The sequence below is a fragment of the Lysobacter hankyongensis genome (assembly GCF_039543145.1).
Classification (GTDB): Bacteria; Pseudomonadota; Gammaproteobacteria; order Xanthomonadales; family Xanthomonadaceae; genus Lysobacter_I; species Lysobacter_I hankyongensis.
This window is the reverse complement of sequence record NZ_BAABJE010000015.1, coordinates 211,827-233,403: the sequence shown is the minus strand read 5'-3', so window position 1 is coordinate 233,403 and position 21,577 is coordinate 211,827. Positions and strand designations below refer to the sequence as shown.

The 21,577-nt window shown below is 70.8% G+C and carries 2 protein-coding genes; both read left to right on the top strand.

Annotation, left to right across the window (positions count from 1 at the left end; translation table 11 throughout):
* Positions 1-7,330: amino acid adenylation domain-containing protein (locus ABD974_RS15205; RefSeq protein WP_345304178.1), on the top strand; the 7,330-nt coding region annotated here is incomplete at its 5' end.
* 57 nt (positions 7,331-7,387) lie between these two features.
* Entirely contained in the window at positions 7,388-21,577 is a 14,190-nt protein-coding gene (locus ABD974_RS15200) for a non-ribosomal peptide synthase/polyketide synthase (RefSeq protein WP_345304177.1), read from the top strand.

Sequence of the window (21,577 nt, the reverse complement as noted above, 5' to 3'; positions counted from 1 at the left end):
GTGCGACCGCATCGGCGACGCGCCGATCCGGCTGGGCGAGGTCATCGCCAACACCGACGCGCACGTGCTGGATGCCGCGTTGCATCCGGTGCCGGCCGGCGTTCCGGGCGAGCTGTATCTCGGCGGCGAAGGACTGGCCCGCGGTTATCTGCGCCGTCCCGGTCTGAGCGCGGAGCGTTTCGTCGCCAGCCCGTTCCGCGCGGGCGGACGGATGTATCGCACCGGCGATCTGGTGCGGCTGGATGCCGAGGGCCGGCTGGAGTTCCTCGGCCGCGTCGACCATCAGGTGAAGATCCGCGGATTCCGCATCGAGCTGGGCGAGATCGAGGCGCAGCTGGCAAAACTGCCTGGCGTCGCCCAGGCCGCGGTCGTCGCACGCGACGACGCTCAGGGGCTCAAGCGGCTCGTCGGCTATGTCACCGGCGAAGGCGAATCCCTGCGCGCCGCGGAATTGCGCGCCGCGCTCGCCGCATCGCTGCCCGATCACATGATCCCCGCCGCGATCGTCGTGCTGGAGGCCATGCCCGCCACCGCCAACGGCAAGATCGATCGCAAGGCGCTGCCCGCGCCCGAAGCGGACGCCATCGCGCAACGCGAGTACGCGCCGCCGCAGGGCGCGCTGGAAACGCTGGTCGCCGAACAGTGGGCGCAGTTGTTCGGACTGCACCGGATCGGTCGCAACGATCAGTTCTTCGAACTCGGCGGGCATTCGCTGACCGCGATGCAGCTCGCCGGCAAGCTGCGGCGCCTCGGTCATCCGGTCGACGTGCGGACGCTGTTCGAACATCCGACGCTCGCCGATTTCGCCGCCCACCTGGGCGAAGGACAGGGCATCGAGATCCCGGAAAACCGCATTCCGGCCGACGCCGACCGCATCGTGCCCGCGATGCTGCCGCTGGTATCGCTCGCGCAGGACGACATCGATCGGATCGTCGCCGCCACGCCCGGAGGCGTCGCCAACGTCCAGGACATCTACCCGCTGTCTCCGCTGCAGGACGGCATCCTCTTCCACTACCTGCTCGATGCCGGCAACGACCCGTACCGTCAGACGATGCGGCTGCGCTTCGACAGCCGCCAGCGCCTGGAGCGTTACCTCGACGCGATGCGCGGAATCGTGGCGCATCACGACATCCTCCGCACCGCCTTCCACTGGCAGCGCCTGTCGCAGCCGGTGCAGGTCGTGCAGCGCGACGCGCCGCTGCGCGTGGATAAAGTCGATTTCGCCGCGCTGGAGGCCTTCGCCGGCACGATCGATCCTTCCCGCGCGCCGCTGCTGCGCTTCGTGGCCGCACCCGAACCCGAAGGCGATGGCTGGCAGTTGCTGCAGATCCAGCATCACCTGATCGGCGACCGCTCGACCGTCGACGGGCTGCTCGAAGACGTGTCCCTGCGCATGCGGGACGCCGCGGCGGTCCTTCCGCCGGCGCAGCCTTATCGCAATCTCGTGGCCCATGCGCGGCTGGGGGTCCCGGACGAGGTCCACGAGCGTTTCTTCCGCGCGATGTTGTCCGACATCGACGAGCCCTGCCTGCCGTTCGGCCTCGCCGACGTGCATGGCGCCGGCGACGATCTGGACGAGGCGCGCCTGTCCCTGCCGGCTTCGCTGGTGGCCTCGCTGCGTGCGACCGCACGCCGGCGCGGCGTGACCGTGGCGAGCCTGTGCCATCTCGCATGGGCGCTGGTGGTCGCGCGCACCTCCGGCCGCGAGCAGGCGGTGTTCGGCAGCGTGCTGCTCGGACGCATGCAGGGCGGCGAACGCGCGCTCGGCCTGTCGATCAACACGCTGCCGCTGCGCCTGGACATCGGCGATGCGCCGGTGGCGGACGCGTTGCGCGAGTGCCATGCGCGCCTGGCCGGCCTGATCCGCCACGAACACGCGTCGCTGAGCCTCGCCCAGCGCTGCAGCGCGGTGCCGCAACCCGCGCCGCTGTTCAGCGCGCTCTTCAACTACCGGCACGACGCGGCTCCGGACACGACCGGCGGGTCCAGGCTCCCGGAAGGCATCGCCTGGCTCGGCGGCGACGAGCGCACCAACTATCCGCTGATCCTCTCGGTCGACGATTACGGCGCCAGCCGAGGCGGCGACGCGATGGACCTGGTCGCGCAGATCGCGCGGCCGCACGATGCCGCGCGGGTGACCGCACAGATGCAGCAGGCGCTGGAGAGCCTGCTGTCCGCGCTCGAATCGGCGCCCTCGAAACCGCTCCGCGAGCTCGACATCCTCCCCGAGGCCGAACGGCGCTTCGTGCTGAAGTCGCTCAACGACACCGCCGCGCCGCATCGCGAATCGCTGTGCATGCATCAGCCCTTCGAGCAGATGGCGCGCGAACGCCCGACGCTCAGGGCGCTCGTCTGCGGCGAGCGCGCGCTGACGTACGCCGAACTGAACCGCGAGGCGAACCGTCTCGCGCACACGCTCATCGCGCGCGGCGTGCGCCCGGACGACCGGGTGGCGATCTGCGTCGATCGCAGCGTCGAAATGGTGGTCGGCCTGCTCGGCATCCTGAAGGCGGGCGGCGCCTATCTGCCGCTCGATCCGAGCTATCCCGCCGACCGTCTGGGCATGATCCTCGACGATGCGGCGCCTTCGCTGCTGCTGACGGATGAGGCGGGCCGCCGCGCGCTGGACGGCAACACCGGCGGCGCGACGGTGCTGGCGCTGGACGATGCCGCCCTGGTCGACGGCCAGCCGGACGTCGATCCGGATACCGCCGCGATCGGGCTGACCTCGCGCCATCTGGCCTACGTCATCTACACCTCGGGATCGACCGGCATCCCCAAGGGCGTGCAGAACGAGCACCGTGCGCTGGCCAATCGGCTGGACTGGATCCAGGACGCATACCGGATCGGCCCCGAGGATGTCGTGCTGCAGAAGACGCCGTTCGGTTTCGACGTGTCGGTGTGGGAGTTCTTCTGGACCCTGGCCCAGGGCTCGACCCTGGTGATGGCGCCGCCGGATGCGCACAAGGATCCGGCGGCGATGGCGTCGCTGATCGTGCGTCATGGCGTCACCACGCTGCATTTCGTGCCTTCGATGCTGGCCGGATTCGTCGAATACGACGGCGCGGGACGCTGCACCAGCCTGCAGCGCATCATCTGCAGCGGCGAGGCCCTGCCTGCAGCCACTCTGCGCAAGACCCAGCGCATCCTGCCTTCGGCGATGGTCTACAACCTCTACGGCCCGACCGAAGCGGCGATCGACGTCACCGCATGGACCTGTCCGCCCGGCTTCGACGGCGAGATCGTGCCGATCGGCAAGCCGATCTGGAACACGCAGATGTACCTGCTCGATGCGCAGGGGCGTCCGGTTCCGTTCGGGGTGGTGGGCGAGCTCTACATCGGCGGCGTCGGCGTCGCCCGCGGCTATCTCAACCGGGACGCGCTCAACGCCGAGCGTTTCCTGCCCGACCCGTTCAGCGCCGATCCCGAGGCGCGGCTCTACCGCACCGGCGATGTCGCGCGCTTCCTGCCGGACGGCAACATCGACTTCCTCGGCCGCAACGACCATCAGGTGAAGCTGCGCGGTTTCCGCATCGAACTCGGAGAAATCGAGACCGCGCTGTCGGCGATGCCGGAGGTCGCCCAGTGCGTGGTCGTGGCGCGCGAAGACACGCCCGGCGACAAGCGTCTGGTCGCCTACGTCGCCACGCGCGCGCCGGTCGACACGCATGCGTTCATCGCCGCGGCCAAGGCGGAACTCTCGATCCGTCTGCCGGAATACATGGTGCCCGCCGCCTACGTGCTGCTGGAGACCATGCCGCTGAGTTCCAACGGCAAACTCGACCGCAAGGCGCTGCCGGCACCGACGGGCGACGATTTCCTGCGCGATGCCTACGTGCCGCCGCAGGGCGCGGTCGAACTCGCGATCGCCGAGGCATGGTCCCGCCTGCTCGGCGTCGAGCGCGTCGGCCGCAACGATCACTTCTTCCAGCTCGGCGGGCATTCGCTGCTGGCGGTGCGCCTGATCGAACAGCTGCGTCGACAGGACATCCACCTCGACATCCGCACGCTGTTCCTGCACCCGAGGCTCGCCGAACTCGCCGCTTCGCTGGGCGACGAGCGCCGGATCGTCGCGCCGCCGAACCGGATTCCCGAAGGCGCGCTCGCGATCACGCCGGACATGCTGCCGCTGATCGACCTGAGCCAGGCCGACATCGACCGCATCGCATCGACCGTGCCCGGCGGCATCGGCAACATCCAGGACATCTACGCGCTGTCCGCGCTGCAGGACGGCATTCTCTTCCACCACCTGCTCGCGACGCAGGGCGATCCGTACCTGCAGGTCAACCGCCTAGCCTTCCCCGACCGCGCGCATTTCGACCGTTATCTCGCCGCCGTGCAGCAGGTGGTCGATCGCCACGACATCCTGCGGACCGCGTTCGTGTGGGAGCAGATGTCGGCGCCGGCGCAGGTCGTGCTGCGGCAGGCGAGCGTGCATGTCGAGGAAGTCCAGCTCGATCCCGCCGAAGGCCCGGCCATCGATGCGCTCGCCCGTCGCTTCGAAGCGCGCCGCTATCGCATCGATCTCGGCCAGGCGCCGCTGCTGCGTTTCGCGATCGCGCGCGAGCCGGACTCCGGACGCTGGCTGGTGCTGCAGATGCAGCACCATCTCATCGACGACGTCTCGTCGCTGTCGATCATGCTCGGCGAGATCCGCGCGATCCTCGACGGTCGCGGCGATGCGCTGCCGCCGCCGCTGCAGTTCCGCGAGATGGTCGCGCAGGGGCGCATGGGGCGCAGCAACGCGGAACATGAGGCGTTCTTCCGGGCGATGCTCGCCGACATCGACGAGCCGACGCTGCCCTTCGGTCTCGCCGACGTGCACCGCGACGGCAGCGCGATGGACGATGGCGAACGCCTGCTGCCGGCCGCGCTCAACGACCGGCTCCGCAATGAAGCGCGCCGGCTCGGCGTGAGCGTCGCGAGCCTGTTCCATCTCGCCTGGGGGCTCGTGGTCGCCCGCGCCAGCGGTCGCGATCGCGTGGTGTTCGGCACCGTGCTGTTCGGCCGCATGCAGGCGGGCACGGGTGCGGATCGCGCGATGGGCCTGTTCATCAACACCCTGCCGGTGCGACTCGATCTGTCGGGCACCGGCGTCGAGGCGGCGGTGCTGGCCACGCACGCACGCCTCGCGGAGCTGATGCACCACGAGCATGCGTCGCTGGCGCTCGCGCAGCGCTGCAGCGGGGTCGCCGCGCCTTCGCCGCTGTTCAGCGCGCTGCTGAACTATCGTCACTACGACACGGTGGCGTCGGCCGGCCCCGATCCGCTGCCCGGCGTGACCTGGCTCAGCGGCGAAGAGCGCTCGAACTATCCGTTCACGCTTTCCGTGGACGATCGCGGCGACGCGCTCGGACTCAACGTGCAGGTCGCGAAGCCGCACTCGGCGGAACGCATCTGCGGCTACATGCAGCAGGCGCTGGAAGGCCTGCTCGACGCGTTGCAGGCATCGCCCACCCAGGACGTGCGCCGCATCGACGTCATGCCCGCAGCCGAACGCACGCAGGTGCTGCAGACCTGGAACGCCACCGATCGCGACCTGCCCCTGCGGCCCTTCCCCGCGCTGTTCGAGCGACAGGCCCGGGCCACGCCCGACGCCATCGCGCTCGCCTTCGACGACGTCCGCCTGTCCTACGCCGAACTCGACCGCAGGGCCAATCAGGTCGCGCATCTCCTCCACCAACGCGGCGTCGGCCCCGAACACATCGTCGGCCTCGCACTGCCGCGTGGCATCGAGGTCATCGTCGCCCTCCTCGGCATCTTCAAGGCCGGCGCCGCCTTCCTCCCGCTCGATCCGGACTATCCCGCCGAACGTCTCGCCTACATGGTCGAGGACGCGCGCCCGGTCCTCACCCTCGCCACCGCCGACTCGCTCCGCACCCTGCCCGAAGGCATTACCGCCTGCCGCTGGGACGACCCGGACACGCAGCGCGCCATCGACGCCGCGCCCACCGACGCCCCCGCCATCGCCCTCGGCGTCGACCACCCCGCCTACGTCATCTACACCTCCGGCTCCACCGGCAAGCCCAAGGGCGTCGTCGTCACCCATCGCGGGCTCGGCAACACCGCCACCAGCCTCGGCGAACGCTTCGGCGTCGGCACCGACGGGCGCGTGCTCCAGTTCGCCTCCCACAGCTTCGACGCCGCCATCTCCGAGATCGCGCTCGCCTTCATGGCCGGCGCCACCCTCGTCCTCGCCCGCGCCGACGACGTCCTCTCCGCACAGGCCCTCGCCCGCATCGTCGACCGCGAACGCATCAGCTACACCACCTTCCCGCCCGCGCTCCTGCCCGAGCTCGACCCCGCCGCCATGCCGACCCTCACCTCGCTCGGCGTCGCCGGCGACGCCTGCCCCGGCGCCGTCGTCCGCGCCTGGTCGCCCGGTCGCTGCATGCTCAACGAGTACGGGCCCACCGAAGCCACGATCTGCGCCACCACCAGCGCGCCGCTGTCGGGCGAGGACAAACCCGCGATCGGCACGCCGCTGGCCAACACCCGCGTCTACGTGCTCGACGCGCAGCTGCAGCCGGTCCCGGTCGGCGTGCCCGGCGAGCTGTACATCGCCGGCCGCGGCCTCGCCCGCGGCTACCTGCGCCGTCCCGCGCTCACCGCCGAACGCTTCGTCGCCAACCCGTTCACGCCCGGCGCGCGCATGTACCGGACCGGCGATCTGGTGCGCTGGCTGCCCACCGGCGAACTCGACTTCCTCGGCCGCGTCGACCATCAGGTCAAGCTGCGCGGCTTCCGGGTCGAACCCGGCGAGATCGAGGCGCAGTTGCGTCGCCTGCCCGGCGTCGCCCAGGCGGCGGTGATCGCCCGCGAGGATCGTCCGGGGCAGAAGCAGCTGGTCGCCTACGTCGTCGCCGAAGGCGGGCGCACGCTCGACACCGCCGGCCTGCGCCGCACGCTGTCGGAGCATCTGCCGGAGTACATGGTGCCGGCCGCGGTGGTGGCGATGGCGCAGTTCCCGCTCACGCCCAACGGCAAGCTCGATCGCGCCGCCCTGCCCGCGCCGGACTTCGGCGACGGTGGCGGTTCCGCCGACGACGCGCCCCGCACCCCGCAGGAACAGACCCTCGCCGCGCTCTTCGCCGAAGTCCTCGGCATCGAACGCGTCGGCATCCACGGCAACTTCTTCGACCTCGGCGGGCATTCGCTGCTGGCGACGCGACTGCTGGGCCGCATCCGCAGCAGCTTCTCTGTCGACGTCACCATCCGCACGCTGTTCGAGGCGCCGACCGTGGCGCAGCTGGCCGAGCGCATCGCGCAGGCGCCGAAGGCCCGCGTCGTGGTCCGACCGATGCTGCAGAGAACACGACAACCCAGCTGACCGGTTCGATGTGCCGCGTCCGGGAGCCGCCCCGGACGATGCGATCGCCGACAAGGAATGAAAGAAGAGATGGAACACAGCAACGCCCGCACCGTTTACGACCAGACCATTCCGCTGTCCTTCGCACAGCAGCGGATGTGGTTCACCTACCGGCTCGAAGGTCGTTCGCCGATCTACAACATGCCGTTCGCGCTGCGGCTGGAGGGCGCGGTCGACGCGTCCGCCCTGCGCGCCGCCTTCGGCGATCTGGTCGCGCGTCACGAGAGCCTGCGGACGGTGATCGGCGACGACGGTGCCGGCGGCGAACAGCGCGTGTTGCCCGAAGCGTCGGTCGAAGTCGTCTTCGAGACCCGCGACGTCGAAGAGGAAGGCCTGCACGACGTTCTGGTCGCCGAGAGCAGCTACGCGTTCGACCTCGAACGCGATCTGCCGATCCGCGCGACGCTGTACCGGCTGGCCGACACGACGCACGTGCTGCTGGTGGTGCTGCACCACATCGCCTGCGACGGCTGGTCGCTCGCGCCGCTGACGCGCGACCTGTTCGAGGCCTACCGGGCCCGCTGCGAGGGACATGCGCCGGCCTTCGCGCCGCTGCCGGTGCAATACGCGGACTATGCGCTGTGGCAACGCGAAACCCTCGGCGACGAATCCGACCCCGAGAGCCTGTCGGCGCATCTCGCCGATTACTGGCGTCGACAATTGGCCGACCTGCCGGAACGGATGAATCTGCCGGCGGATCGCGCCCATCCCGCGGTCTCCAGCCATCGCGGCGACGCGGTGTTCTTCACCATCGACAATCGCCTGTATCGCGGCATCCACGCGCTGGCCCGCAGCCATCAGGCGACGCCCTTCATCGTGCTGCACGCCGCGGTCGCCGCGCTGCTGCACGGTCACGGCGCGGGCGACGACATCGTGGTCGGCAGCCCGATCGCCGGACGCACCGACGACTCCCTGCATGAACTGGTCGGTTTCTTCGTCAACAACCTCGTGCTGCGCACCGACCTGTCCGGCAATCCGTCGTTCGAAACGGTGCTGCAGCGGGTGCGCGATACCGACCTGGCGGCGTTCGAGCATCAGGAGATGCCGTTCGAACGTCTGGTGGAAATCCTCAACCCGACGCGTTCGCTGTCCCACCAGCCGCTGTTCCAGACGACCATCGTGGTGCAGAACAACGCCGGGGCCGAGACCGACGGCATGCCCGGGCTGTCGATGCGCCCCGAATCGTTGAGCATGATCAACGCCAAGAACGATCTGTACTTCACCTTCCTCGAACAGATCGAGGACGGCGAGAGCGTGTTCTACGCGTCGATCGACTACGCCTGCGACCTGTTCGACCACGGCACCGTCGAGGCGCTCGCGGAGCGCTTCCAGCGCCTGCTCGCGACCGTGCTGGCCGATCCGGCGTGCAGGCTTCACGACATCGCCATCGTCTCCGACGAAGAGCGTCGCCGCCTCACGGTGGAATGGAACGACACCGATCGCCCGTTGCCCGAGGGCGATTTCGTCGCGCTGTTCGAACGCTGGGTCGCGGAAACGCCGGAAGCCGAGGCGGTCGCGTTCGGCGAACGCACGCTGACCTACGCCGAACTGGACGCGCAGGCCAACCGGCTCGCGCATTACCTGCAGGAACTGGGCGTCGGCCCGGAGTCGCTGGTCGCCCTGTGCGTCGAACGTTCCGAATGCTTCCCGATCGGCATGCTGGGCATCCTCAAGGCGGGCGCGGCCTACCTGCCGGTGGATCCGGACTATCCCGCCGAGCGCATCGCGTGGATGCTGAACGACGCGATGACCCCGGTGATCGTCAGCGAATCGCGCGTGCTCGATCGCCTGCCGTCGCACTGGGCGCAACTGGTGGAACTGGACACGGAAGCGGACACCATCGCCGAGTATCCCGACACCGCGCCGGAGCGCGACACCGCGATCGACCGGCTGGCCTACGCGATCTACACCTCGGGCTCGACCGGAACGCCCAAGGGCGTCGGCGTCAGCCACCGCGGCATCGGCAGCCTCGCCATCAGCCAGATCGAACGCTTCTCGGTGCGTCCGGGGTCGCGGGTGCTGCAGTTCGCCTCGCCCAGCTTCGACGCGGCGTTCTGGGAATGCTGCATGGCGCTGCTGTCCGGCTCGTGCCTCGTGCTTGCCCATGCGGACGCGCTGGTGCCGGGCGACGCGCTGCTCGATACGCTGCGCCGGCATCGCGTGACCCACGCGACGCTGCCGCCTGCCGCGCTTCCGGTGATGATGCCGGACCACCTGCCCGACTGCGCGCAGCTGATCGTCGCCGGCGACAGCTGCGCACCGGCGCTGGTCGATCGCTGGTCGTTCGGTCGCCGCATGTTCAACGCCTACGGGCCAACCGAAACCACCGTCTGCGCCACCATCGGCGACCCGCTGCACGGCGCGGTCGCGCCGCCGATCGGCCGGCCGATCGTCAACGCGCGCGTGTACGTGCTCGACGCCGCGCTGCGCCCGGCGCCGGTCGGCGTCGTCGGCGAGCTGTACCTCGCCGGCCGCGGGTTGGCGCGCGGCTACCTCAACCGCCCGGCGCTGACGTCCGAGCGCTTCGTCGCCGATCCGTTCGTGCCCGGCGAGCGCATGTACCGCAGCGGCGACCTGGCGCGCTGGCGCGTCGACGGCCAGCTCGATTTCCTCGGCCGCGTCGACCATCAGGTCAAGGTCCGCGGTTACCGCATCGAGCTCGGCGAGATCGATGCCGCGCTGGCGCGCCTGCCGGGCGTGGCGCAGTCCACCGTGCTGGCCCGCAGCGACGCCTCGGGCGAGAAGCAGATCGTCGGCTACGTGGTCGCGCATGCCGCCGCGGCGCTGGAGCCGAACGCGCTGCGCCATGCGCTGGCGGCCTCCCTGCCCGAGTACATGATCCCGACCGCCATCGTGATGCTGCACGAGATGCCGCTCACGTCGAACGGCAAGATCGACCGCAAGGCGCTGCCGGCCCCGGAATTCCATCGCCTCGACAGCCGCGTGCCGCGGACGCCGCAGGAGACCGCGCTCGCGGCGCTGTTCGCCGAGGTGCTGGGACTCGACAGCGTCGGCATCGACGACAGCTTCTTCGACCTCGGCGGCCATTCGCTGCTGGGCACGCGACTGGTCGGCCGCATCCGCAGCACGATGGGCGTCGACCTCGCGATCCGCACGCTGTTCGAGCACCCGACCGTGGCCGCCCTGGTGCAGCAGTTGGGCAGCGCCGGCGAAGCCCGCCCGCAGTTGCGCCCGGCCGTGCGCCCCGAGCGGCTGCCGCTGTCGTACGCGCAGCAGCGCCTGTGGTTCATCCATCAGCTCGAAGGCTCGAACGGGACCTACAACATCCCGTTCGCGTTGCGGCTCGAAGGTCCGGTGGATGTCGATGCGCTGCGCACCGCGCTGCACGACCTGGTGATCCGGCACGAAAGCCTGCGCACCGTGTTCGCGGAGATCGACGGCGTCGCGGTGCAGCGCATCCTGCCGCCCGAGTCCGCCCAGCCCGAACTCACCGTCGAACCGGTGGACGCGTCCGCGCTGGCCGATACGCTGTCCCGGCTCGCCGCCGGCACGTTCGACCTCGAGCGCGCCCTGCCCATCCGCGGGCATCTGCTGGCCCTGTCCGCCGACACGCATGTCCTGCTGTTGCTGACCCACCACATCGCCAGCGACGGATGGTCGCTGGCGCCGCTTCTGGGCGACCTCGGCGAAGCCTACGCATCGCGGGCCGCCGGTCGTTCGCCGGGCATGCCGCCGCTGTCGGTGCAATACGCCGACTACGCCCTCTGGCAGCGCGAACTGCTCGGCGACGAGCTCGATCCCGACAGCCGCTTCAACCAGCAGGCCGATTACTGGAAGCGGACCCTCGCCGGCATCCCCGAGCAGATCAACCTGCCCGTGGACCATCCGCGCCCCGCGGTCGCGAGCTACCGCGGCGATGCCGTGTCCTTCGAGATCGACGCGACGGTGCACCGCCGCCTCGTCGACATCGGCCGCGAACGCAACGCCACGCTGTTCATGACCCTGCATGCCGCGTTCGCGCTGCTGCTGGGCAAACTCGGCGCGGGCGACGACATCGTCGTCGGCACGCCGATCGCGGGCCGGACCGACGACGCCACGGAACATCTGGTCGGGTTCTTCGTGAACACCCTCGTGCTGCGCACGGACCTGTCCGGACAGCCGGATTTCCTCGCCCTGCTCGATCGCGTGCGCGACACCGACCTTGCGGCCTATGCGCACCAGGACCTGCCCTTCGACCGTCTGGTCGAATTGCTGAACCCGGTCCGGTCGCTGAGTCACCAGCCGCTGTTCCAGGTCATGTTCGACCTGCAGAACGGCAGCGATGCCAGCCTCACGCTGCCAGGATTGCAGCTGCGCCACGAACCGATCGGCACATCCGTGGCGAAGTGCGACCTCAACCTGGTGTTCTTCGAACGCCGCACCCGCAGCGGCGAGCCCGACGGGCTGATGGCCTCGTTCGAGTTCGCGACCGAATTGTTCGACCCGCGCACGATCGAAGGCTTCGCCGCGCGGATGACCCGCGTGCTCGAAGCGGTCGCCGCGCAGCCGGACGCGGTCATCGCCGGCATCGATCTGCTCGACGCCGAAGAACGCGAACGGCAACTCCTGCGCTGGAACGACACCGCGCGGGCATTCGCCGCCGACCCGCTGCCCGTCCTGTTCTCGCGCCAGGTCTCGCGCACGCCGCATGCCCTCGCCCTGAGCCGCGGCGACGCATCGCTGAGCTACGCCGAGCTCGATGCCCGGGTCGAACGCCTGGCGCGACGGCTCGCGGCGGAAGGCGCGGGCCCCGAGCGCCTCGTCGCGATCGCCCTGCCGCGGTCCTTCGACGCGATCGTCGCGGTGCTGGCGACGCTGCGTGCGGGTGCCGCCTACCTGCCGCTGGATCTCGCCTATCCGGCGGACCGCCTCGCGTTCATGCTGGAGGACGCCGAACCGGTGATGGTGCTCTCCGATCGCACCGATCATCCGTTCCTGCACGCCCGCGACCGCGTCCTGATCGCGACCCACGACGCGGCCGAAGACGCCTCGCCGGCGGCCGACGGCGCCGCGCGGTCGTGGCCGACGCCCGACCCGCGCCATCCGGCCTACGTCATCTACACCTCCGGCTCCACCGGGCGCCCGAAGGGCGTCGTGATCAGCCACGCCAACCTCGCCGATTTCGTCGGCTGGGCCGTCGATCATTTCGGCGATCGCCTGCAACGGATGTGGCTGAGCACGTCGCTGTGCTTCGACGTGTCGGTGTTCGAACTGTTCTCGCCGCTGTGCATGGGCGGCGGCGTGCGGATCGTCGACGATCTGCTCGCGCTCGCGCAGGAGCCGGTGGAAGCCTTCACCCGCAGCCTGATCAGCACCGTGCCGTCCGCGCTGGCCGCGCTGATCGATCAGGGCGTCTCCCTGCACGGCGTGCGCGACCTGGTGCTCGCGGGCGAGGCCTTCATGCCCGCCCTGGCCGAGCGGATCGCGCGCGACTGGCCGGCATGCCGGATCGCGAACCTCTACGGTCCGACCGAATCCACCGTGTACGTCACCGGCTGGGACGGCGACACCGATGTCGCCTCCTCGAACATCGGCCGCCCGCTCGCCAACGCGCAGGTCTACGTCCTCGACAGCGGCCTGCGTCCGGTGCCGGTCGGCGTCGCGGGCGAGCTCTACCTCGCCGGTCGCGGCCTCGCGCGCGGTTATCTGCGGCGTCCGTCGCTGACCGCGGAGCGGTTCGTCGCGAGTCCCTTCGCCTGCGGCGAACGCCTCTACCGCACCGGCGATCTGGTGCGCTGGACCGCGGATGGCCAGCTCGATTTCCTCGGCCGCGTCGACCATCAGGTCAAGGTTCGCGGCTTCCGCATCGAACTGGGCGAGATCGAAACCGCGATCGCGCGCCAGCCGGGCGTCGCGCGCAGCGTCGTGGTCGCGCGTCCCGACCACGCCGGTCACCTGCAGATCGTCGGCTATGCCGTCGCCGGGGACGGCATGACGCTGGATCCCCAGGCGATGCGGCGCGCGCTCGGCGCCGACCTGCCCGAATACATGGTGCCGGCCGCGATCCTGGTGCTGCCGACGCTGCCGACGACGCCCAACGGAAAGCTCGACCGCAAGGCCCTGCCCGCGCCGGACTTCGCCAGCGCGCACCGCCGCGCACCGCGGACGCCGCAGGAATCCACGCTCGTCGCGCTGTTCGCCGACGTGCTCGGGCTGGCCGAGGTCGGCATCGACGACAACTTCTTCGACATCGGCGGCCATTCGCTGCTCGCCACCCGGCTGGTCAGCCGGATCCGCGCCACGCTCGGGGTCGAGCTGGCGATCCGCACCCTGTTCGAACACCCCACGGTCGCGGGCCTCGCCGAACGCATCGGCGGCGACGGCGCCCGCCGCCCCGCGCTGCGTCCGCAGCCGCGCGACGGCGCGCTGCCGTTGTCGTTCGCGCAGCAGCGGCTGTGGTTCGTGCAGCAGCTCGAAGGTCCGAGCGGCGCCTACAACATCCCGCTCGCGCTGAAGCTGCAGGGCGCGCTCGACGTCGACGCGCTGCAGGCGGCGCTGCAGGATCTCGTCGCCCGCCACGAAAGCCTGCGCACGCTGATCGACGTCGCTGCCGACGACGAGACGCCCTGCCAGCGCATCGTGCCGGCGGCGCAGGCGCCGGTGATCCTCGATCGCGCCCACGATGCCGGATGGCACGATCCGGTGGCGCTCGCCGCGGCGATCGACGCGGCGGCGGCGTGCGGTTTCGATCTGGCCCGGGAGCTGCCGATCCGCGCGCACCTGCTGCAGATCGCGGACCACGAACACGTGCTCGTGCTGGTGCTGCACCACATCGCCGGCGACGGCTGGTCGCTCGCGCCGCTGCTGCGCGACCTCGCGCAGGCCTATGCCGCGCGGTGCGAGGGCGGCGCCCCGGACTGGGCGCCGCTGCCGGTCCAGTACGCCGACTACGCGCGGTGGCAGCGCGAACTGCTGGGCGATGAAGCCGCCGACGACAGCCTGCTGTCCCGGCAGAAGGCCTACTGGCTGCGCACGCTGGACGGCATTCCCGATCGCATCGATCTGCCGACCGACCGTCCCAGGCCGCCGGTGGCGACGCATGCCGGCGACGCGATCTACTTCGACATCGACGCCGAACTCCATGCCGGCCTGCTGGCGCTGGCGCGCGAGCGCAACGCCACGCTGTTCATGGTGCTGCACGCGGCCTTCGCGGTGCTGCTTCACAAACTGGGCGCGGGCGACGATGTCGTGATCGGCACGCCGATCGCCGGCCGCACCGACGACGCGCTCGACGATCTGGTCGGCTTTTTCGTCAACACCCTCGTCCTGCGCGCGGATCTCTCGGGCAATCCCGACATGGGCACCCTGATCGATCGCGTCCGCGCCGCCGACCTGGCCGCCTACGCGCACCAGGACCTGCCGTACGAACGTCTGGTCGACCTGCTGAATCCCGCGCGTTCGCTCAGCCACCAGCCGCTGTTCCAGGTGATGCTGATGCTGCAGAACACCGGCGATGCGCGGATCGCGCTCGCGGACCTCGACGTGCAGCCGATGCCGGTGGGCAAGACGATGTCGAAGTTCGACCTGCGCATGGCGCTGGGCGAACAGCACGACGCGGCCGGCGCGCCCGCGGGCATCGCCGCCGAGCTCGAATTCAGCCGCGACCTGTTCGATGCGCACAGCGTGCGCACGCTGGCGTCGCGTTACGTGGACGTGCTGGAACGCATGGTCGCGGCGCCGGCGGCGCCGGTCTCCGCCCTGTGCCTGCTCGATGCGGACGAACGCGAAGACCTGCAGCGGACATGGAACGAGACCGCGCGCGCGTGGCCGGCCGCCACCCTGCCGGCGCTGTTCGAGGCGCAGGTCGCGCGCACCCCGGATGCGCCCGCCCTGCTGCACGGCGACCGCACCCTGTCCTACGCCGAACTCAACCGCCAGGCGAACGCCATCGCCCATGGTCTGATCCGCGCGGGCATCGGCAGCGAGGACATCGTCGCGCTCTCGCTGCCGCGCAGTCCGGCGCTGGTCGCTGCGCTGCTGGGCATCCTCAAGGCCGGTGCGGTCTACCTGCCGATCGATCCGGAATACCCGCCGGCGCGCATCGCCGACACTTTGGCCGACGCCGCGCCCGTCGCCGCGATCGTCGACGCCGAATCGCGCGCGCGCCTGCTCGCGCAGGTGTCCGCGCTCGATGCGTCCACGCTCTGGACCGTGGATGCGCTGGCGGGCGCCGACGCCGGCAATCCGGACGACGACGTCCGCGTGCGCCCACTCGATGCCGGCAATGCCGCCTATGTGCTTTACACCTCGGGCTCGACCGGCAAACCGAAAGGCGTCTGCATCCAGCACCGCAGCGCCGCGGCGTACCTGCGCTTTCTCGCGCGCAACTACGGCATCGGCGAAGGCGACATCGCCCTCAATCTCACCTCGATCTCGTTCGACCCGTCGATCCGCGACCTGCTCTGCCCGCTGATCGGCGGCGGCGCGGTGGCCATCGTCGACCGCGACAGCGCGCGCGACCCGGCCGCGGCGCTGCGCGCGATGCAGGCACACGGCGCGACCTGCGTGCTCAGCGTGACGCCGAGCCTGCTGCACGAAATCGTGCAGACGCAGGAACAACTGGCGCTGCCGCTGCGCCTGCGGCAGGTGCACACCTGCGGCGAGGCGCTGCCGGGCGACCTGCTGCAACGTGCGCTGTCCGCGCTCGGCTGCGAGGTGCTCGCCAACCAGTACGGCCCGACCGAAACCACGATGACCTCGACGTGGAAGGCCTTCCGTGCCGGCGAGCATCGCGGCGGACCGGTGCCGGTCGGCCGCCCGGTCGACAATGCCCGTCTCTACGTGCTCGATGCCGGTCTGCAACCGGTCGCGCCCGGCGTTCCGGGCGAACTGTACATCGGCGGTTACGGTTTGGCCCGCGGCTACCTCGGGCGGCCGGCGCTCACCGCGGAACGCTTCGTCGCCGATCCCTTCGTGCCCGGCCAGCGCATGTACCGCACCGGCGACCGGGTGCGCCGGCTCGCCGACGGCGACCTGGATTTCCTGGGGCGCGTCGACCACCAGGTCAAGATCCGCGGCGTCCGCGTCGAACCCGGCGAGACCGAAGCCGCGCTGGTCCGTCTGACGGGCGTTGCGCGCGCGGCGGTGATCGCCCGCGAAGACGAGGCCGGCGACAAGCGGCTGGTGGCCTACGCCGTCGCCGATGCGGGTGCGACGCTGGATGCGGGCGCATTGCGCCAGGCGCTGGCGGCGGTGCTGCCGGACGCGCTCGTCCCCGCCGCAGTGGTGGTGCTGGAAGCGCTGCCGCTGACCCCCAACGGCAAGCTCGACCGCAGCGCGCTGCCGGCGCCAGCGTTCTCCCGCGCCCACGCGCGCCCGCCGCGCACACCGCAGGAGACGGTGCTGGCCGGCCTGTTCGCGGGCGTGCTGGGCCTGCCGGAAGTCGGCATCGACGACAGCTTCTTCGAACTCGGCGGCCACTCGCTGCTGGCGACGCGGCTGGTCGGCCGGATCCGCGCCACGCTGGGCGTGGAGCTGGCGATCCGCAGCCTCTTCGAACATCCCACCGTCGCCGCGCTGGCGCGCAGTCTGGACGGCGCCGAGCGCGCCCGCGCGCCGCTGACGGCGCGGCCGCGCCCGGCGCTGCCGCCGTTGTCGCATGCGCAGCAGCGGCTTTGGTACATCCAGCAGCTCGAAGGTCCCAGCGGCACCTACAACCTGCCGCTGGCGCTGCGCCTGCGCGGGCCGCTGCAGCATGACGCGCTGAGGCTCGCCCTGCACGACCTGATGGCGCGCCACGAAAGCCTGCGCACCTGCTTCATCGAAGTGGAGGGCGTCGCACGGCAGCGGATCCTGGACGCGGAATCGGTCGTGGCAGCGCTCGACGTGCATGCGCTGGACGATGTTGCGACTGCCGGCGTCGCGCTGGAGGACCTGCTGGCGACGCTGTCGGTGCGCGGTTTCGACCTCGCAAACGAACTGCCGCTGCGCGCGCATCTGATCCGCATCGCGCAGGAAGACCACGTGCTGCTGCTGGTACTGCACCACATCGCGGGCGACGGCTGGTCGATGGGGCCGTTGCTGCACGACTTCGGCGATGCCTACGCCGCGCGCTGCGCCGGCAACGCACCGGCATGGGCGCCACTGCCGGTGCAGTACGCCGATTACGCGCTGTGGCAGCGCGAGCTGCTGGGCGACGAGCGCGATCCCGACAGCGTGATCGCGCGCCAGGGCGCATGGTGGCGCGACACCCTCGCCGGCCTCCCGGAACAGATCGCGCTGCCCACCGACCGGCCACGCCCGGCCGTGGCCAGCTATCGCGGCGATGTCGTCGCGTTCGCGATCGAGCCGTCGCTGCACCAGCGTCTCGCCGACCTCTCCCGCGAAGAAAACGCGACCCTGTTCATGGTCCTGCACGCCGCGTTCGCGCTGCTGCTGGGCAAGGCCGGCGCGGGCGACGATATCGCCATCGGCACGCCCATCGCCGGACGCACCGACGACGCACTGGACGGCCTGATCGGCTTTTTCGTCAACACCCTGGTGCTGCGCACCGATCTGACCGGCAACCCGGATTTCCGCACGCTGCTGCGCCGGGTGCGGGCCGTGGACCTGGCCGCTTACGCACATCAGGACCTGCCGTTCGAGCGGCTGGTCGAACTGCTCAACCCGGTCCGCTCGCTCAGCCACCAGCCGCTGTTCCAGGTGATGCTGGTGCTGCAGAACAACGCGCTCGGCCGCCCAGCGCTGCAGGCGCTGGACGTGGGCACGGAGACCTTGCGCAAATCGGTCGCCAAGTTCGATCTGCGCCTCAGCCTCGCGGAGCAGTGGGCGGACGACGGCACGCCTGCCGGGATCCCCGCAGAACTGGAGTACAGCGAAGACCTGTTCGACCGCAGCGGCGCAGAGCGCATCGCCAAGTGGTTCGTGCGCCTGCTCGACGCGGTGACGCAATCGCCGGGCCGCGCCATCGCCAGCCTCGCGCTGCTCGACGACGACGAACGCGCGCGGATGCTGCACGATTGGAACGCGACTTCGGCGCAGATCCCCGCACAGGCGCTGCCGGTGCTTTTCGAGGCCCAGGCCACGCGCACGCCGGATGCGGTCGCGCTCCGCTGCGGCGACGCGTCGATCGATTACGCCACGCTCAACCTTCGCGCCAACCGGCTCGCGCATCGGCTCATCGCGCACGGCATCGGCGCCGAGGACATCGTCGCGATCGCGCTGCCGCGCTCGATCGAACTGGTGGTGGCGCTGCTGGCGACGATGAAGGCCGGCGCGGCCTATCTGCCGCTGGATCTGGATTACCCCGAAGCGCGCCTGGCCTACATGCTGCAGGACGCAGCGCCGGCCTGCGTGCTGGGCCACGCCGGGATGGGGCTGGCGGTACCGGACGGCATCCCGGTGTGGACGCTGGACACCCCCTCGCACGACACGCAGCGCGGGCGCGAAGACGATCCCGACGACGCCACCCGGGTACGCCCGCTGCGTCTGGAACATCCGGCCTACGTGATCTACACCTCCGGCTCCACGGGTCGTCCGAAGGGCGTCAGCGTGCGCCACGCGGGCGTGGCCAACTTCCTGCACAGCATGCGCGCCGAGCCGGGCCTGGATGCCGGCGACACGCTGCTCGCCTGCACGCCGATCTCCTTCGACATCGCGGTCCTGGAGTTGTACCTGCCGCTGCTGTGCGGCGGCTGTGCGCACATCGTGCCGCGTGAGATCGGCACCGACGGTCTGCAACTGCGCGCCCTGATCGAACAGACCAGGCCGCAGGCGATGCAGGCCACGCCTGCGACCTGGCAGATGCTGCGCGAAGCCGGCTGGCGGCCCGACGCCGGGCTGCGGGTACTGTGCGGCGGCGAAGCGCTGCCGCCAGATCTCGCACGTTACCTGCGGCAAGCCGGCGCGCTGTGGAACATGTATGGCCCCACCGAAACCACGGTCTGGTCGCTGTGCACGCAGGTGGGCGAAGGGCCGGTGCGCGTGGGCCGAGCCATCGCCAACACCCGTGTCTACGTGCTGGACGCCGGCCTGCAGCCGGTGCCGGTCGGCGTCGCTGGCGAGCTGTACCTCGCGGGCGAAGGGCTGGCGCGCGGTTACTTCCGCCGCCCCGGCCTGACCGCCGAGCGCTTCGTGGCCGACCCCTTCGTCTCCGGCGCGCGGATGTACCGCACCGGCGATCTGGCGCGCTGGCTGCCCGATGGCCAGATCGATTTCCTGGGCCGCGTCGACCACCAGGTCAAGATCCGCGGCTTGCGCATCGAGCTTGGCGAGATCGAGGCCCGGATGGCCGAACGGCCCGGCGTCGCGACGGCCTGTGCGGTCGCGCGCAGCGACGATGGCCTGACCAGGATCGTCGGATACGTCGTGCCCGCGGCAGGCGCGGACATCGATCCCGCCAGGCTGCGCGACGCATTGTCCGCGACCCTGCCCGACTACATGGTGCCCGCGGCCATCCTCGTCCTCGACGCGCTCCCGCTGTCGCCCGCGGGCAAGCTCGATCGCAAGGCCTTGCCCACACCGTCGTTCGCCGTCCGCGACGGACGCCGCCCCGCGACGCCGCGCGAGCTGCTGCTCGCGGAGTTGTTCGCCGACGTGCTCGGCGTGCGCGACGTGGGCGCCGACGACAGTTTCTTCGACCTCGGCGGCGACAGCATCCGTTCGATCCAGCTCATCAACCTCGCGCGCAAGGCGGGCCTGGGCCTGACCCCGCGCGACGTGCTGCAGGAGAAGACGGTGGCGGCGCTCGCGCAGGCGGCCAAGTCGGTCCTCCGCGACGACGACGACGGCAGCGGCCATTTTCCGCCGACCCCGATCATGCGCGATCTGTTCGCGCGCGGTGGCCGCGCGGCGAGGAACTTCCAGCACTTCATGGTGCATGCGCCGGCGAACCTCACCGCGGACGCGCTGGCCCGGATCGTGCAGGCCCTGCTCGACGGTCACGGCGCGCTGCGCATGCGCGTCCCGCCCGCGGAGGCGCACGACGCGGACGTCGAGGTGCTGCCGCCGGGCGCGATCGTCGCGGCGCAGGCCATCCGGCACTGCGACATCCGCGGCATGGACGCCCTGCAGCGCGGCGCGCTGCACCAGCAGGCCCTGCACATGGCCCAGACCCGGCTCGATCCGCAGCAGGCGTCGCAGTTGCAGGTCGTCTGGTTCGACGATGGCGGCGCGGGCGAAGATCGCGTCCTGTTCTGTTTCCACCACATGGTCATGGACCCGGTGTCGTGGCGCGTGATCGAAGCGGAACTCGCGGATCTGCACGCCTCCGCGCTCGCCGGCGCCGATCCCGTGCTCGACACCGGCACGTCCTATCGCCGCTGGTCGCAGCACCTGCATGCCGCGGCGGTCGGCGAGGACGTCCGCGCCGAGTTGCCTTACTGGCAATCGGTGCTGGCGACGCCCGATCCCCTGCTCGGCCACCGGCCGCTGCGTCGTCGCCCGGACGATGGCGACACGGCGTACCGGCACCTCGATCTCGCCCTGCCGGCATCGGCGACCGCGGCGCTGCTCGCCGCCGCCCGCCGCAACGCGACGAGCGTGAACGACCTGCTGGTGGCGGCGTTCGCGGCGACGATCGCCGGCTGGCGCGGAGAACGCGGCGATGGCGGGTTCGCGGAGGTGAGATTCGACATGGAAGGACACGGCCGCGAATACGGCAGCGGTTTCGACCTGACCCGGACCGTGGGCTGGTTCACCAGCCTCTATCCGACGCGGATTTCGCTGGAAGCGATCGGCGATGGTCTCGAACACGCCTCGGCCGGCGATGCCCTGCTGCGCAGCGTCCGCGAACAGTTGGGCGCCATCCCGCGCAAGGGCTGGGCCTATCCGCTGCTCCGGCAGATCGACCCGGTGTCTTCGCGACTGCTCGCGGCCCACGAAGACTCGCAGATCATCTTCAACTACCTCGGCCGGGCCCAGGTCGGCGATCGCCGCGATTGGGCGCTCGCCCCGGAAGGCGCCGCGCTCGGCGCGCGCGACGCGTCGCTCGCATTGCCGTACACCCTGCAGACCATGGCGATGCTGCATGACGACGACGACGAGACCGTGCTCACCGCGCGTTTCGTCGCCGCCGCCGAACTGATCGACGAAGACGATCTGCAGCGGCTGGGCGGCATCTGGACCCGCACCCTGATGCAACTCGCCGGCGAGACCGATGCCGCGGCCGCGGCACGGCAGGCGACACAGGCATTCCCCCGCGACACCCCAGCCGCGGAAGCGGCACGCAGCGGAGGCCAGCGACTCGCGTCGCCGCTGGCCATCGATTGA